The organism is Mucilaginibacter sp. UYP27, assembly GCF_040547175.1.
GTDB lineage: Bacteria > Bacteroidota > Bacteroidia > Sphingobacteriales > Sphingobacteriaceae > Mucilaginibacter.
On the sequence record NZ_JBEPPE010000004.1, the window covers coordinates 366,981 to 382,132 of the forward strand.

General features: G+C 44.7%; 15 protein-coding genes. 7 read left to right on the forward strand and 8 right to left on the reverse strand.

Features of this window, described 5'->3' with window-relative positions:
• The first annotated feature begins 2 nt into the window (after window positions 1–2).
• On the forward strand, window positions 3–737 hold the full coding sequence (locus tag ABIB39_RS15895) for a CPBP family glutamic-type intramembrane protease (RefSeq protein ID WP_354431147.1): 735 nt from the start codon (window positions 3–5) through the stop codon (window positions 735–737).
• On the opposite strand, the gene ABIB39_RS15900 is transcribed toward ABIB39_RS15895, so the two are convergent.
• From ABIB39_RS15900 to ABIB39_RS15910, 3 genes are all read right to left on the reverse strand, one after another.
• Window positions 734–1,771 carry a Kelch repeat-containing protein gene (locus ABIB39_RS15900; protein ID WP_354431148.1) on the reverse strand — a complete coding sequence of 346 codons (1,038 nt, stop codon included), beginning with the start codon at window positions 1,769–1,771 and terminating at the stop codon, window positions 734–736. The genes ABIB39_RS15895 and ABIB39_RS15900 overlap by 4 nt on opposite strands.
• A gap of 70 nt (window positions 1,772–1,841) precedes the next feature.
• On the reverse strand, window positions 1,842–2,462 hold the full coding sequence (locus ABIB39_RS15905) for a CatA-like O-acetyltransferase (protein WP_354431149.1): 621 nt from the start codon (window positions 2,460–2,462) through the stop codon (window positions 1,842–1,844).
• A 4-nt stretch (window positions 2,463–2,466) separates the two neighbouring features.
• Window positions 2,467–3,150, reverse strand: a complete 684-nt coding sequence (locus ABIB39_RS15910) for an HAD family hydrolase (protein WP_354431150.1) — start codon at window positions 3,148–3,150, stop codon at window positions 2,467–2,469.
• A gap of 376 nt (window positions 3,151–3,526) precedes the next feature.
• Here ABIB39_RS15910 and lysS point away from each other — a divergent pair, with 376 nt between their 5' ends.
• Complete coding sequence (gene lysS / locus ABIB39_RS15915; protein ID WP_354431151.1) at window positions 3,527–5,248, forward strand: lysine--tRNA ligase; 1,722 nt, start codon at window positions 3,527–3,529, stop codon at window positions 5,246–5,248.
• Between the two features lie 442 nt (window positions 5,249–5,690).
• Window positions 5,691–5,933 carry a hypothetical protein gene (locus ABIB39_RS15920; protein WP_354431152.1) on the forward strand — a complete coding sequence of 81 codons (243 nt, stop codon included), beginning with the start codon at window positions 5,691–5,693 and terminating at the stop codon, window positions 5,931–5,933.
• A gap of 17 nt (window positions 5,934–5,950) precedes the next feature.
• On the opposite strand, the gene ABIB39_RS15925 is transcribed toward ABIB39_RS15920, so the two are convergent.
• Window positions 5,951–6,505, reverse strand: coding sequence for a DUF2892 domain-containing protein (locus ABIB39_RS15925; protein WP_354431153.1), 555 nt, complete (start codon window positions 6,503–6,505; stop codon window positions 5,951–5,953).
• 75 nt (window positions 6,506–6,580) lie between these two features.
• On the opposite strand from ABIB39_RS15925, the gene ung reads away from it, so the two are divergent.
• On the forward strand, window positions 6,581–7,261 hold the full coding sequence (gene ung, locus ABIB39_RS15930) for a uracil-DNA glycosylase (RefSeq protein ID WP_354431154.1): 681 nt from the start codon (window positions 6,581–6,583) through the stop codon (window positions 7,259–7,261).
• 132 nt (window positions 7,262–7,393) lie between these two features.
• Here the strand turns inward: ung and ABIB39_RS15935 are convergent, their stop codons facing one another.
• Window positions 7,394–7,864 (reverse strand): Lrp/AsnC family transcriptional regulator, encoded by a 471-nt coding sequence (locus tag ABIB39_RS15935; RefSeq protein ID WP_121247950.1) that lies wholly within the window; start codon window positions 7,862–7,864, stop codon window positions 7,394–7,396.
• Window positions 7,865–7,993: 129 nt separating this feature from the next.
• Between ABIB39_RS15935 and ABIB39_RS15940 the strand changes: the two genes are divergently transcribed.
• The 3 genes from ABIB39_RS15940 to smpB all read left to right on the forward strand — a co-directional run bounded on the left by ABIB39_RS15940 (window position 7,994) and on the right by smpB (window position 11,113).
• A complete protein-coding gene (locus tag ABIB39_RS15940) occupies window positions 7,994–8,644 on the forward strand; it encodes a metal-dependent transcriptional regulator (RefSeq protein ID WP_354431155.1) in 651 nt (216 codons plus the stop codon).
• Window positions 8,641–10,536 (forward strand): Nramp family divalent metal transporter, encoded by a 1,896-nt coding sequence (locus tag ABIB39_RS15945; RefSeq protein WP_354431156.1) that lies wholly within the window; start codon window positions 8,641–8,643, stop codon window positions 10,534–10,536. The genes ABIB39_RS15940 and ABIB39_RS15945 overlap by 4 nt, the downstream gene beginning before the upstream one ends.
• A 127-nt stretch (window positions 10,537–10,663) precedes the next feature.
• Window positions 10,664–11,113: an SsrA-binding protein SmpB gene (gene smpB, locus ABIB39_RS15950; protein WP_252757400.1), complete on the forward strand. Its 450-nt coding sequence runs from the start codon at window positions 10,664–10,666 to the stop codon at window positions 11,111–11,113.
• An 89-nt stretch (window positions 11,114–11,202) separates the two neighbouring features.
• On the opposite strand, the gene ABIB39_RS15955 is transcribed toward smpB, so the two are convergent.
• The 3 genes from ABIB39_RS15955 to ABIB39_RS15965 all read right to left on the reverse strand — a co-directional run bounded on the left by ABIB39_RS15955 (window position 11,203) and on the right by ABIB39_RS15965 (window position 14,981).
• The gene (locus ABIB39_RS15955; RefSeq protein ID WP_354431157.1) at window positions 11,203–11,859 is read right to left on the reverse strand and encodes a protein-L-isoaspartate(D-aspartate) O-methyltransferase; all 657 of its coding nucleotides are present in this window, start codon (window positions 11,857–11,859) and stop codon (window positions 11,203–11,205) included.
• A 242-nt stretch (window positions 11,860–12,101) separates the two neighbouring features.
• Entirely contained in the window at window positions 12,102–14,591 is a 2,490-nt protein-coding gene (priA, locus tag ABIB39_RS15960; RefSeq protein WP_354431158.1) for a replication restart helicase PriA, read from the reverse strand.
• A 3-nt stretch (window positions 14,592–14,594) separates the two neighbouring features.
• On the reverse strand, window positions 14,595–14,981 hold the full coding sequence (locus ABIB39_RS15965; RefSeq protein ID WP_354431159.1) for a DUF423 domain-containing protein: 387 nt from the start codon (window positions 14,979–14,981) through the stop codon (window positions 14,595–14,597).
• Between the last annotated feature and the right edge of the window lie 171 nt (window positions 14,982–15,152).

The following is a 15,152-nucleotide window of genomic DNA, read 5'->3' on the forward strand; positions in this document are numbered from 1 at the left end:
AGATGCTAAAGGAATTTCTTTCGGTGTACAATTATCCTGAATTGGACCAGGAACGTCCTTTTCAAAGCAAGTTAATACTACTGTTGAAAATTTACGGGGTTATTTTTCTGTTTAACTTCCTAACTGCACCTATCGCGTACGGTGCCGATTACTTTGTAACGCACCTGCTTCATTTTAAAAGCATCAGCAAACAGTATCACGATTTGATGCTGAAACTGTTTGCAAAATACGGGTATTTTAAAGCCGTGTTTTACATCTGCATAGTTGCGCCTCTTATCGAAGAAAGCATTTTCCGGCTGCCACTTAGTTTTAAAAGGCAGCATATTGCCGTGGCTTTCGCGTTTGCCATAATGCTGCTTGCCCGCCTTATTCCCGGCTTGGCTACTCAAAATTTAACAATAAATATCATTTCAAGGCTCGCCTTATTCGGACTGGGATTTTTTGCGATAAACAACTTTGCCCCGGCCATAAAAACACCGGGTAAAAGGTTTCAAACCATTTTAATTATAACATCCATCGTAGTGTTTGGGCTGGTACACATTTCCAATTACATGCCATTGCAATGGCCGATACTGATCATATACCCGCTCTATGTGATTCCACAATTATTTATGGGCTGGGCGTTAACCTACATTAGGTTTAAGAACGGTTACTTTTGGGGGATGGGTTTGCACGCGCTTATCAACAGCGTATCCATGTTGATATATACCATTTTTGTGGTGAACAAACATTATTAGTTCACTTTCCTGGGAGTAAACTTCCAAAAATCCTTGAGCAGATCTGGGTTACCTGTTCCTACATAGCCAACGCCGTCTATAGCAAAACTCACCATATCATAACGGCTCAAACCGGGGAAATTGGTGCTTTTAACCCACTTATCTGTAACGGTATCGTACTTAAACCAATCGTCGGCAGTGTTGGTTAGGGTCGAGCCAAAGCCTAAAAAAGCAATAGTGCCGATGGCAAACTGCCCCGTAAACGCCCTCGCTTCGCCGGGGAAATTGGCTTTTGCATTCCATTTATTTACAGCAGGGTCATATTCCCAAAAATCCTGTTTGGCTATATTGGGGGATGCGCCACCTAAACCTGCATAACCCTTACCGTTAGCCGAAAAAGCAGCTACACCAAAAGCCCCGCTGCCGGGGTAATCTGCAACGCGCGTCCACTTATCCGCGGCAGCGTCATATTTCCAAAAATCTTTATAATTAATATCGTAGGCATTATTGGTACCAAGGCCCATATAACCGCTTCCATTTATCTCAAAGGCGATCACATTCTCGCGCCGGCCCCCGGCAAAATCTGCTTTGCGGGTCCATTTATCAACAGTAGGGTCGTACTCCCAAAAATCGTTGTTTTGGGGTGTCTCATCACCGGGAACGGCTACGCGCTGCCCAAAACCCGTACCTACATAGGCTTTTCCATTAATGGCAAATCCGCGTACATATTCGCCCGCCTGGCCTGGGTAATCAGCCTTTTTTGTCCACTTGTCGGTTTTAGGGTCGTACTCCCAAAGGTCGTTCAACAACTCGGAGTAAAAGCCTTTTTCGGCATTGCCACCTAACAAATACCCCTTGCTGCCAATGGCAAAACCGAATGCACGTACCCTTCCCACTCCCGCAAAATCGTTAAGCGGGGCCCATAAACCCGGCAACCCATTGGTTGAATTGGGCACAAAAGGTTTTTCTTTTTTGCAGGAGAACAGGCTTAGCGAAACTAAGAGCAGTATAATGGATTTTTTAAACATACAATTGGCGATACGTAAATATATCATTTACATTTTACAATGTATACCAAATACTTACACCTAATTGATACGTTTTGAAGCGAGTAGCAGCTGCTTGCTATTTATTAAGCAGTTGCTGGAAAAGATCAATAAACTCACCAACATGCCGGCCATCTGCAAGGCCATGATGAACAGTAACAGATACCGGCATCAGCTTTTTGCCGTCAACCCCGGTTACTTTACCTAACGATACCTTGGGCATGCTATCCTTAAAAGAAAAGCTACGGGCGTGGGTTAGCCCGGTAAAACTAATCCAGGGGATGGCTGATACGTGTAGCACATTATACACCATCCTTAGTTCCAATCCTGCTGTGTTTTTTACACGTTCCAGCTCCTTTTGGGCATCGGTAACAAACTCGGTTAAGTCTGGCTTGTAATCTATGTACGAAAATCCGAACGTAGTATCCGGCTTTGCAACGGTGGTTGAGCAATTAATGGTATCGTACAAATAGATCTCATTGTCCTCCACCCGGTATTTAAAAGCTTCTATTTTGTTGGCCGCTTCTAAAATGGCATGCAGGTAGTACAGAAAAAAAGAAACGCCCTGCGCCTTTGCTGTTTGATAAGCTATGGTTACATCCACATTTACCGTAGCGCCAAAAAGTGGCTCTTCGAAACTGTTAAAAAAATCGAAATGCGCTTTACGGTACCAGTTTTCCAGGTCTATCTTCGTTTTCATGCTATTACAGGTACGCTAAAATATCTTTAATGTTTTCGGCGCTTTTAAAACGTTCGTTATCTATACTATGTTCAATTTGCTCGTGCGCCCAGGTAATATGGTAAGGTACGTGCACAGCATGGCCGCCAATATTTAGCACAGGCATAATATCGCTTTTAAGCGAGTTGCCCACCATCAGCAATTCATCGGGTTGGATATCCAGATGTTTTATCAGTTTCAGGTAATTGGCATCATCTTTCTCGCTCATGATCTCGATGTGGTGAAAATATGGGTTCAGGCCAGATTTTTTGAGTTTGCGTTCCTGGTCAAGCAGGTCGCCTTTAGTAGCTACCACCAGGCGATATTTGCTTTTTAGCTTTTCAAGCACCTCTTCCACGCCATCCAATAACTCGATGGGCTGGTTAAGCATCTGCTTACCCAGTTCGATGATTTGGTTTACCACATCGATGCTCAATGTATTTTGGGTGATCTTCATGGCGGCCTCTATCATGGAGAGGATGAAGCCCTTTATGCCGTAGCCGTAAAGGCCAAGGTTATCAATTTCTATTTTTAAAAGTTCGCGCTGTAGTTCGTGTTCTGATGCGTATTGCTGCAGCAGGATGCAAAACTGTTCTTCGGTTTGCCTGAAATAGGGTTCGTTCACCCAAAGCGTATCATCGGCATCAAACGCGATAACTTTAACATTCATGCGGCAAAGATATTAATTAGTGATTTAGTGAATGATTGATTTAGTGATTTTGTTGATTTCCTGTTATGGTGAGTTTGTCGAACCAATAAGGCGGTGGTTATATTTTCGGCATGCCCGGACTGACTACAATGCAACTTATCATTTCGCGATCTTACTCACCCGGTCATTGCTTCGCACGACCACCCTCTCTACGCGATAAGAGGGTAAAACACCTTTTATACCCTCTTATTCGGAAAGGGTTTCTTTTCACCATCTTTGCGCAGCAGAGAGGGTCGGCCGGCGCAGCGTAGCCGCGGTGAGTAAAATATAAGCCCCATCTCCCATATCTCACCTAAAAATCCTATTTTTGCAGCCTTAATAAATACCCTTTTATAATATGAGTATTGCACTATCCGAACAGGAGATCATACGTCGCGAATCGTTACAAAAATTACGCGAGCTGGGCATAAACCCCTATCCTGCCGAAGCTTATGATGTGACCGCGTGGGCACAGGACATTAATGACAATTTTGAAGCTACCCCGGATAAGTATAAACAGGTTACCATAGCCGGCCGTATCATGACGCGCCGTATTATGGGCAGCGCTTCTTTTTTTGAGGTTCAGGACAGTACCGGTCGCGTACAGATCTATATCAAACGTGATGATGTTTGCCCCGACGAGGATAAAACCCTCTACAATATCGTATTTAAAAAGCTATTGGATATAGGCGATTACGTGGGCATCAAAGGCTACGTTTTCCTGACCCAAACCGGCGAGATCTCGGTTCATACCCAGGAATTAACCGTTCTTTCCAAGTCGCTTAAACCACTGCCTGTTGTTAAACGCGAAGACGATGGCACCATCCACGATGGTTTTACGGATCCTGAGATGCGTTACCGCCAGCGTTACGTGGATTTGACCGTTAACCCAGGCTATAAAAATATTTTCATTAACCGCTCTAAAGTAATTAGCAGCATGCGTAATTACTTTAACGGCCAGGGATGGATGGAGGTTGAAACCCCTATCCTGCAGCCTATTCACGGTGGCGCTGCTGCCCGCCCGTTCAATACGCATCACAACACTTTGGATATGCCGCTTTACCTGCGCATAGCCAACGAGCTTTACCTGAAACGCCTAATAGTTGCGGGTTTTGATGGCGTGTACGAGTTTGGCAAGATGTTCCGTAATGAGGGCATGGATCGTACCCATAACCCGGAGTTTACCATGATGGAAATTTATGTAGCTTATAAAGATTATATCTGGATGATGGCTATGGTTGAAGATTGTTTAGAAACTGTTGCCAAAGCCGTAAACGGTATACCTGTAGTACAGGTAGGCCAAAACGAAATAAACTTTGCAGGCCCGTACGAGAAATTATCGATGTATGATTCTATCCTGAAATATACAGGTGTTGATGTTTCTGCCATGAACGAAGACGACCTGCGTAAAGCATGTGCCGATCTTACCATTGAGGTAGATGCCAGCATGGGTAAAGGCAAACTGATAGATGAGATCTTTAGCGCGAAGGTGGAGCATAACCTGATCCAACCGACTTATATTACAGATTACCCGGTAGAAATGAGCCCGCTTGCTAAAAAACATCGTACTAAAGAAGGCTTGGTAGAACGTTTTGAGTTATTTGTAAACGGAAAAGAAATTGGCAATGCCTACTCTGAGCTGAATGACCCGATTGATCAGCGCGAACGTTTAGAAGAGCAATTAATATTGGCCGGCCGTGGCGATGATGAAGCTATGGCGATGGACGACGACTTTTTACGCGCCCTGGAATACGGTATGCCCCCAACATCGGGCCTTGGTATCGGTATAGACCGTTTGGTGATGCTGATGACCAACCAAAGTACCATACAGGAGGTGTTATTTTTCCCGCAGATGCGCCTTGAGAAAAAAGCTAAAGTAGCATCTGCCGATGATTTTGTAAACGCCGGCGTACCTGCCGAGTGGGTACCCGTATTAAATAAAATGGGTTTCAACACCGTTGAAGAACTAAAGGCAGGCAACCCCAATAAGGTATTTAACGACCTTGGCGGCATGCGTAAAAAAATGAAACTGGAAATAGCTATGCCGGTAAAAGAAACGGTTATGGCCTGGTTTGAATAGATAGAATAATATTTATAATGGTAGAGCCGCGAAGTATCGCGGCTCTTTTTGTTTGTTATAAAACTTTAACGCATACAAGGCCGGATCTTACAGGAAAGCAACCTCTAATTATAACAATTTACTCTGCCTGCTGCAAATGTTTCAAATGGTGGCGCTATTTTGTCAGTACATGTAAAAACAGAAAGCCTTGATTATAAGACAGATAAGGTTGTTCATGGGCGTTCACGGCCGTGAACGTGAACATTCCTCGGAGATCAAGGTCGATTTATAACGCATTACGGGCGTTTTTAGGTCGTTGCTTACCTGGTCTAAAATAGAGTAGAAAATCAGGGATCATTCTCTGCTACAACCTCCATTCCTTAACAAAAAGATAAAGAGAATAACACTTTCAATTAATAGTAGATGTTGAATTTTATATCCAGACACCTTATAATTGATTGTTATGACAAATTCTATCCTTGAAATAACCGAAAGTGAATACCTTATAAAACTAAACAGGAGTAATTTCGACCTGTCGTTTATACGCAGCCTGCTTAAAATGGTGGAGGTATCAAAGCCTTCCAAAGTAAAACAGGAAGAAAGCGGATTCGATTTCCCGGTAATGCACATCACCGACAGGCACATCGCCCCAAATCAAAACCACTCTTCAGAGCCTGATTATTTCAGCAACCTCGACGAGAAATAAAAGGTAATTATTCTTTCTTAGAACTTCTGACGGAAACCGCCGCGTATTACCTGCTGCTTATCCATCTGCGCCATTTGGCCCTTCATCATCTTTATCTGGTCGGCAAGTAGTTTGTTCTTGTCTTCCTTAGCCGCTTCTTTCAGGTAAATTTCCGCTTCGCGTTTGTTGCGTTTCGCCATGGCTATGCCCGCAAGGCTCAATTTAGCTAACGCGATATTGTGCGACATGCCCATACCCAGTTGCAGGGCTTTCTTAAAGTATTTTTCTGATTTTAATGGCGCTGTGCGCGATTCTATCAAGCCGATAAGCAGGTTGTAATAACCGTGCTGGCTCTTGTAAAGTTGTTTTTCGTAATCGGTGATCTTTGCAAGTGCGGCCTCTGCTTTAACAGAGTTCTCTTTACGCAGGTAAAATTGCGCAAGCAACATGTTTTCGTTAAAAAAGAAAGTAAGCAAGGCAATGCCACCCAATAAAAATAAGGTTATTCCCCAGCCCCAAAAACCGAATGCGCATAGCGTAACACCCGCACCCATTATAACACAAGCAATAATTAACCTAACTATATTCGACATAATTTGTATTAGTATAAAAACAGTGTGCAAATATCGTTATTTGTAAGCTAAATAAAACATCAGTTAGTAATATTTATGGCCGGAGAATTAGAACCATCGTGGAAAAAAAACTTAAGCGCGGAATTGGAAAAACCCTACATGCATGATCTTAAAAACTTCCTGAAAGCAGAAAAAGATGCGGGCCACATAACCTACCCGCGTAATGCCGATATTTTCAACGCTTTTAACATCACCCCGTTTGATGATGTTAAGGTTGTGATACTGGGGCAAGACCCTTATCATGGCGCCAACCAGGCGCATGGACTGTCGTTCTCCGTACAAAAGGGTGTGACGCCACCGCCATCATTAAAAAACATTTATAAGGAACTGGCAACGGATATCCCAGGCTTTACCATCCCCCAAACCGGCGACCTTACCAAATGGGCACAGCAAGGTGTACTATTGTTAAACGCCACGTTAACGGTTAGGGCGGCAACAGCAGGCTCGCACCAAAAAAAGGGTTGGGAGAAGTTTACAGATGCTGCCATCAAAATCCTGTCCGACGAGAAAAAGGGAATTGTGTTTATCCTGTGGGGAGCCTACGCGCAATCTAAAGCGGTACTAATTAATCCGAATAACAATCACCTCGTTATCAAATCAACCCATCCCTCGCCCCTGGCGGTAAGCCACGGCGGCTTCTTCGGATCTAAGCCATTCTCTAAAACGAATGAGTTTTTGAAGAAAGAGGGTAAAATGGAGATTGATTGGCAATTGTAGATGTGCAGATTTCAAATGTGCAGATATGCAGATGAGAATGAATGTGCAGACGCCTGAAAACAAAAAATGTGCAAATGGTGCTTTTCTGAAGCTCATTTGCACATTCGCAGATTTGCATATCTGCACATCCTCTTAGTATTCCAAAGGCACTATTGGTTCTTTTTTGCTGGTGCTCATGATCATCATGGTTTGGAAAGTTTTAACCACGGTGATACGGCTGATCTTCTCCATAATAAGCTGTTCGTACGATTTGATGTCGCGCACGTAAACTTTTAATAAAAAGTCGCACTGCCCGGTAACGTGGTGGCACTCGGTAACTTCTTTAATGCTTTGTATCTCGTCTAAAAACGTTTGGATGGTGTTCTTCTGATGAAAATCAAGCGAGATCTGGATAAAAGTTTTGATGCCTAAACCGAGTTTTTCCTCGTCGACAAGGGCATGGTAGCTTTTTATAAACTGCGCGTTTTCCAGTTTGCGCACACGCTCTAAAGTTGGCGCGGGCGATAAGCCTATTTCATTCGACAGCTGCAAATTGGTGATGCGTCCGTTTTCCTGTAAAATCTTAAGTATCTGTAGGTCTATTTTGTCTAATTCTTGAGCCATGGTACGTGCAAATATAAAGCATTCTATATCCCACAAAATATAATTTTTTTAAAAACTATTTCAACAAAACATATTATATATTTATTTGTATTTTTAGACGGGTCTAAAAATTTAATTAGATTTGCTTAAATGTACACACTAACCGAAGAGAACTATCTTAAAGCCATTTACAAGCTATCGCTGGTAGCCGAAAATGTGAGCACCAACCGAATCGCGGCCGAACTAACTACCAAAGCATCGTCGGTAACGGACATGCTGCGGAAGCTTGCCGAGAAACTTTTGATCAATTATACCCGTTATCAGGGCGTCAGTTTAACGAAAACCGGCGAAAAGGTGGCGATAAATATCATTCGCAGGCACCGCCTTTGGGAATACTTTTTGGTAGAGAAGCTACATTTTAAATGGGATGAAGTGCACGAAATGGCCGAAGAAATGGAGCATATCTCCTCGACAGAGCTGATTGACCGATTGGACGAATTTATGGGCTTTCCCACCCGCGATCCGCATGGCGACCCGATACCTGATAGCCAGGGCAACTTTAAACAAAACGACCTTAAACCAATTTCGGCTGTTGATGTTAATGCATGCGGGATCATATCCGGCGTTAGGGACCACTCCTCAGCATTTTTACAATACCTGGAGAAGCAAAGCCTAACCATCGGCAAAAAAATAACGGTGAAAGAGATCATCACCTATGATAATACGGTAATACTACAAATGGACAATAAAGATTTACAAATAAGCCGCGATGTGGCTAATAACCTGCTAATAGCCTTATGACCACTCAAAAGCACGATAGCCACTCGTTAGGCAATGTACACAACACCGTAACTACCGAAAATAAGACCGGCTGGCGCAAGCTGCTATCCTTTTTAGGCCCCGCCTACCTGGTAAGCGTTGGCTATATGGACCCCGGCAACTGGGCAACCGACCTTGCCGCCGGCAGCCAGTTCGGCTATAAACTCATCTGGGTTTTACTACTTTCCAACCTGATAGCCCTGCTGCTGCAAAACCTTGCCGTAAGGTTAGGTATTGTACGGGGCTTGGACTTAGCCCAGGCATCTAAACAAACCTACCCTCGCTTTGTAAACTTTTGCTTATATATATTAGCCCAAATAGCCATCATAGCCTGTGATCTTGCCGAGATCATTGGTATGGCTATAGGTTTGAACCTGTTATTCGGCTTGCCGCTAATTTGGGGGGTATCTATTACTTTGCTTGATACTTTGCTGCTGCTATTCCTGCTTAACAAAGGCATGCGCAAGCTGGAAGGCTTCATTATCTCGTTGATATTCATCGTAGGCTTCGCGTTTTTATTGCAGATGTTTATTGTGCAGCCAAACGTTATCGATATTGCAAAAGGCTTTATGCCTACCAAGCTGAACAGCACATCGCTGTATTTGGCTATTGGTATTATTGGTGCTACGGTGATGCCGCACAACCTTTATCTGCATTCGTCGCTGGTGCAAACCCGAAAGATAGACCGCAGCGAGGAGGGCATTAAAACCGCCATCCGCTATAATTTTTGGGATACCACTATCGCGTTAAACCTTGCTTTTTTTGTGAACGCGGCTATATTAATATTGGCGGCAAGCGCGTTTTTCGGTCGCGGGTTTCATGAGGTTGCGGAGATCCAGGACGCGCATAAATTATTGACCAATATTTTCGGTAAGCTCGCTCCTGCCCTGTTCGCTATTGCGCTAATAGCCGCCGGGCAAAGCTCTACCGTTACAGGCACCCTTGCCGGGCAGATCATCATGGAAGGGCACCTAAACTTACGCATAGCCCCATGGCTGCGCCGTTTGCTTACGCGATTACTGGCTATAATTCCCGCGTTCTTTACTATCCTTCATTTCGGCGAGGCCGGGCTTGGCAAGTTATTAATACTAAGCCAGGTGGTACTCAGTTTACAACTGGGTTTCGCAATTATCCCGCTTATCCACTTTACATCCGATAAAAAACGCATGGGCAACTTTGCCACCAGCGTACCTTTAAAAATACTTGCTTGGGTGTTTGCCACACTGATAGTCGGGCTAAATGTAAGGCTTGTGATACAGGAGATTGAAACGTGGGCGGCAGGGAGTCCGGGGTCAGCAAATTTAGTCCACTTTGTTATATCGCCTATCGCGGTGGCTATCGGTTTACTGTTGGTCTACGTATTCCTGCGCCCGCTGCTTTACAAACATACCGATCAACCAATATATGTACCACACGGCATCGCGGCAGCGTTAGATAATTTAGAAGCCGTAAGTTATAACCAGATTGGCGTTACCATCGATTTTTCGAAGAACGACCAGGATACCATTCGCCATGCTTTGATGCAGGGTGGTAAAAAGGCGCATTACAACCTCATCCATGTGGTAGAAACCGCCGGGGCGCGCTACTATGGCAAGCAGGTGATGGACAGCGAAACCCAAAGCGATGTAGATAATTTGGAGAAATACGTAGACGCTCTGGTCAAACTTGGCTACAAAACCGAAGCTAAGATTGGTTACGGCAGCGCTGCGTCTTCCATAGCGCAGATTGTTAAAGAAACCAAAATAGATTTTGTTGTGATGGGCTCGCATGGGCACAAAGCTTTGAAGGACCTGATTTTTGGCACTACTGTTGATTCGGTAAGGCACAAGGTTAACGTACCGGTGCTGGTAGTGAAACCTCAAAAAAAGAGTTAAGACATGTAGATTCAGGAATCAAGACCGTTAATGAACGAAGAGTGCTCAGACCCCTTGGGGTTTTAAGATGCTTTGATTCCTGACGCTTTCTCTTGATTGCTATAATTAATCGCATATTTGCAGCGTAATGGAGCAGAACTTATACATCAAAAATAAAAAGGCATACTTTGAATACCATATACTGGATAAGTACACCGCCGGCATCCAACTTTTAGGTACCGAAATCAAATCGATCCGCGAAGGTAAGGCCAACGTGAATGATGCATTTTGTACTTTTATTGGTAATCAACTATACGTACGCAACCTGCATATTTCCGAATATTCGATGGGTTCGTTTTACAACCACGAAGCCAAACGAGACCGCATTCTGCTGCTCAATAAAAAGGAACTTAAAAAACTGCTAACCCGCGGCGAAGAAAAAGGCCTGACCATTGTACCCCTTGCCCTATTCATCAGCGAACGTGGTTTCGCCAAGCTTGAAATTGGCCTTGCCCAGGGTAAAAAGACCTTCGACAAACGTGAAACCATGAAAGAGCGCGATACCAAGATTGAAATGGACAGGGCGATGAAGAGGTAGTTGGCAGTTGGCAGTTGGCAGTTGGCAGTTGGCAAAAATAAATAGTTTACATACCATGCAAACTGCGAACTAATCACAGCAAACTGAACCTACCACGCCCTATCACCCACCAACGGCACAAACCTAAATGTGTCCAATACATGCCGTTCGTAGTCATGCTCGGCGGTTTTTAATACGGTTACCATCTTTTGTGATTTTTCGTCCCCTACGGGGATAACGAGGATGCCGCCAATTTTGAGTTGTTTCAATAATATTTCGGGCACGGTTGGGGCGCCTGCAGTTACAATGATCTTATCGTAAGGTGCATCTTCCGCAATACCCATCGAGCCATCGCCTAAGAAAAATTTAGGTTTATAGCCCATGTAGGGTAATACCTGTATAGTGCGTTCGTAAAGCTTTTCCTGGCGCTCTATGGTGAAAACCTTAGCGCCAACTACCATTAACACGCAGGTTTGATAGCCACAACCCGTGCCAATCTCAAGCACTTTATCGCCTTTTTGAATGTGTAATAGTTCGGTTTGATAAGCTACCGTGTATGGCTGCGAGATGGTTTGCCCGGCCCCTATCGGGAAAGCGATATCTTTGTAGGCCTGGTTCCAGAAAGTTTCATCGAAAAAATAGTGGCGGGGTACTTTACCAATGGCATGCAGCACCCTTTCGTCTTCGATACCTTTCTTGCTCAGTATCTCTACCAGTCGTTTCCTTGCCCCTTGCTCGCGGTAATTATCAATAAATTTGTACGCCATTACATAACAAAGTTATACAAAAAGCCGGCAATTTGCCGGCTTCGTGCGTCGCTTTATAATAAGGCTTTGGTTGTTAACCAGTAATGTTTTAAACATGGGCGGTTACCACCAACCGTGTACATTATATACGGTTGTACGCGGCTGTGCAGCACAGGCGACAGTTACATCGCGGGCGGCATATAAACCTATTTAGTGCTAGGTACAATACATGTCCCCGTTTAATACAACGATCTAATTTATTCCTAATAGGGATCAACATCGGGTTGTACGATGCTGCCTTTGCTCAGTTTGGTGGTTTGGAACTGCGTAATCACCTCCCTCATGATGGCCTTTGCCTTTACAATAGAGATGGTATCGCGCTCGAACTTGAGCATAATGGATTTGATGTAGAAATTGCGGATTCGGTTGATGAGCGGGGCCTCGGGGCCTATTACACGATTTCCAAAATGCTTGCGCAATTCGTTAGCCATGTACTCGGCCTGGTTGTATAATACCTGCGGGTCGCGGTGCTTAATAGCCATGCTGATGATGCGATAGTAGGGCGGATATTTAAAGCTTTTCCGCTCCTCCATTTCAGTAAAGTAGAGGTCGTTATAATCATTCCCGATCACCTGTTTTATAACCCGGTGATTGGGATCATAAGTTTGGATCACTACCTTGCCCTGTTTGCCCCGTCGCCCTGCCCTGCCGCTTACCTGGGCAAGCATCTGGTAGCTACGCTCATTAGCGCGGTAATCTGGGTATTTGAGCAGGCTATCCGCGTTGATGATCCCTATAACGGTAACATCGGCAAAATCCAAACCCTTGGCAACCATTTGGGTACCAATAAGCACATCTATTTTTTTCTCTTCCAGATTATTAAGGATGGTTTGCAGGGAGTTGCGCGACCGTGTGGTGTCCAGGTCCATCCGTGCCAGGCGCAGGCCGGGCATCAGGACAGATAGCTCGTCCTCCACCTTCTCGGTACCAAAACCTTTGTATTCTAAATGGGTAGAGCCGCATGCCGGGCAAATGGTTGCTGTATCTTCTTTATAACCGCAATAGTGGCAATGCAGCTTGTGGGTATGCTTATGGTAGGTTAGGCTAACATCGCAGTTGATACATTTTGGGGTGTAAGCGCAGATCTTGCACATCAGTACCGGCGCGTAACCACGGCGGTTCTGGAACAGTATTACTTGCTCTTTATTATCGATAGCCAGCTGTATATCCTGCATCAGCACACTGCTAAAGTGCGATTGCATGGTTTTGCGCTTGGTTTCTTCGGTGATGCTCACTACTTCTATAAGGGGTAATTTTACACCGCCGTACCGTTCCATCAGTTCAACCAAGCCGTATTTATGCACACGTGCATTATAATAGGTCTCGAACGATGGCGTGGCCGAACCAAGCAACACCTTCCCTTTATACATATTAGCCAGGTAGATGGCCGCGTCGCGGGCGTTATAGCGTGGGGCCGGGTCGAATTGTTTGTAGGACGTTTCGTGCTCTTCGTCCACAATCAACAAACCCAGATCGTTAAACGGCAAAAAGACGGATGAGCGTGCACCAAGGATTACCTTGTACTCGCCGTTCAGCACCTTTTGCCAAACCTCCACCCGCTCATTATCATTAAAGCGCGAGTGGTAAACACCAATAGTGCCACCAAAGTACACCCGCAGGCGTTCAATGATGTGGGTTGTTAAGGCAATCTCCGGCAGCAGGTAAAGCACCTGCCTGCCGCTGGCCATCATATCTTCTATCAGCTTAATGTAGATCTGCGTTTTACCGGACGAGGTTACACCATGCAGCAATACCACATCCTTTTCTAACAATTGCTCTTTAGTTTGGGCAAGGGCAACCTCTTGCGCGGGGCTGAGTATAAAATTACTCAGTTGGTCTTCGTCCTCGTCATACCCCAGGCGGCTTACGTTGCGTTCCTCGGCAATAAAAACGTCTTTCTCTATCAGCGATTTAATGCTGGAATCGCCGCTTCCGCTTTCTTCTATCAGTTCGTTTTTTGAAACCTGCTTTTGCTGGCGCGATAATTTGATAAAGGCCAACACCGCATCCGCCTGTTTTGGGGCGCGTTTTTCGAGAATGGTAAACAGTTCTCTTAAAGCGTTCTGGTTATGGTAATCAGGGTTGAGGGTTAAGTAAACGCGCTTGCGGGGTTTGTACCGCTCGCTCACTTCTTCCGATATGGTAATGATATTTTTTTCGAAAAGCGTTTTCAGGATGGGCATCACCGTTTTTTGCCCCAGCAGTTTGGCTATATCGCTAATCGTTAGCTCGGGTTGGATCTCCAGCGCCTCAGTGATCAGGAACTCTTTATCGTTAAGAGAGGCCTTATCATACTCAAAATCTTTATTGAGCATAATTTTAGTTTCGCTGGCCAGCTTTAGTGCCGATGGAAGGGCAGCGTTCATCACCTCGCCATCGTTACACATGTAATATTCGGCTATCCATTTCCAAAACTGTAACTGGCGCGGGGTAACCACGGGCTGCTCATCCAATATATCTATGATGTACTTGGCTTCGTACTTTTCGGGCGCGTGTTCCGTTATATTGGCTACAACGGCGGTATATAATTTGCTTTTACCAAACTGCACAACCACGCGCTTGCCAACAACAACGGCGTTGTTAAGTTCGTAAGGTACGCGGTATGTGTAATTGATGCTTATGGCCAACGGTAAAACCACTTCAACAAAAAGCGTTTCACGGGAAGCCTGTAAACCATCGGCAAATTCTAACATCGTTTATTTGTTTCTGAAAGCAGCGAAAGCCAAAAATATCCATCCTATGATGAACAGTAAACCACCTATTGGTGTAATTGGGCCCAGCACCGCCAGTCCCGGCATATTCAACAGATCGCGGCAGGCTAATAAATATAACGAGCCCGAGAACAGGATGATACCCAAGGTGAACAGGTAATAGGTGCTTACAATTACCTTGTTTTTAAAACGGGTAAAGGTGGACAGGAACAGCAACGCAAACACATGGTAAAACTGGTATTGTACGGCGGTTTGCCAAACTTCCAGCTGGCGGGCAGATAGGGAAGCCTTTAAGGAGTGGGCGCCAAAGGCACCGGCAACAACGGCCAATGCACCCAGTATAGATGCTGTAATTATGATTTGTTTGTTCATGCAGATATAAAAGGCTAAGTTAACCAAATGTGGTGAAAGGTGAAAGGTGAAAGGTGAAAGGTGAAAGGTGAAAGGCGAAAGGTGAAAGGTGAAAGGTGAAAGGTGAAAGGTGAAAGGTGAAAGGTGAAAGGTGAAAGGTGAAAGGTGAAAGGTGAAAGGTGAAAGGTGAAA

Coding starts and splice junctions, on each gene's coding strand:
- ABIB39_RS15900 (WP_354431148.1), bottom strand. CDS start 1,771: ATGATATATTTACGTATCGCCAATTGTATGTTTAAAAAATCCATTATA.
- smpB (WP_252757400.1), top strand. CDS start 10,664: ATGGAGCAGAACTTATACATCAAAAATAAAAAGGCATACTTTGAATAC.
- ABIB39_RS15920 (WP_354431152.1), top strand. CDS start 5,691: ATGACAAATTCTATCCTTGAAATAACCGAAAGTGAATACCTTATAAAA.
- priA (WP_354431158.1), bottom strand. CDS start 14,591: ATGTTAGAATTTGCCGATGGTTTACAGGCTTCCCGTGAAACGCTTTTT.
- ung (WP_354431154.1), top strand. CDS start 6,581: ATGGCCGGAGAATTAGAACCATCGTGGAAAAAAAACTTAAGCGCGGAA.
- ABIB39_RS15925 (WP_354431153.1), bottom strand. CDS start 6,505: ATGTCGAATATAGTTAGGTTAATTATTGCTTGTGTTATAATGGGTGCG.
- ABIB39_RS15945 (WP_354431156.1), top strand. CDS start 8,641: ATGACCACTCAAAAGCACGATAGCCACTCGTTAGGCAATGTACACAAC.
- ABIB39_RS15940 (WP_354431155.1), top strand. CDS start 7,994: ATGTACACACTAACCGAAGAGAACTATCTTAAAGCCATTTACAAGCTA.
- ABIB39_RS15905 (WP_354431149.1), bottom strand. CDS start 2,462: ATGAAAACGAAGATAGACCTGGAAAACTGGTACCGTAAAGCGCATTTC.
- ABIB39_RS15935 (WP_121247950.1), bottom strand. CDS start 7,864: ATGGCTCAAGAATTAGACAAAATAGACCTACAGATACTTAAGATTTTA.
- ABIB39_RS15910 (WP_354431150.1), bottom strand. CDS start 3,150: ATGAATGTTAAAGTTATCGCGTTTGATGCCGATGATACGCTTTGGGTG.
- ABIB39_RS15895 (WP_354431147.1), top strand. CDS start 3: ATGCTAAAGGAATTTCTTTCGGTGTACAATTATCCTGAATTGGACCAG.
- lysS (WP_354431151.1), top strand. CDS start 3,527: ATGAGTATTGCACTATCCGAACAGGAGATCATACGTCGCGAATCGTTA.
- ABIB39_RS15955 (WP_354431157.1), bottom strand. CDS start 11,859: ATGGCGTACAAATTTATTGATAATTACCGCGAGCAAGGGGCAAGGAAA.
- ABIB39_RS15965 (WP_354431159.1), bottom strand. CDS start 14,981: ATGAACAAACAAATCATAATTACAGCATCTATACTGGGTGCATTGGCC.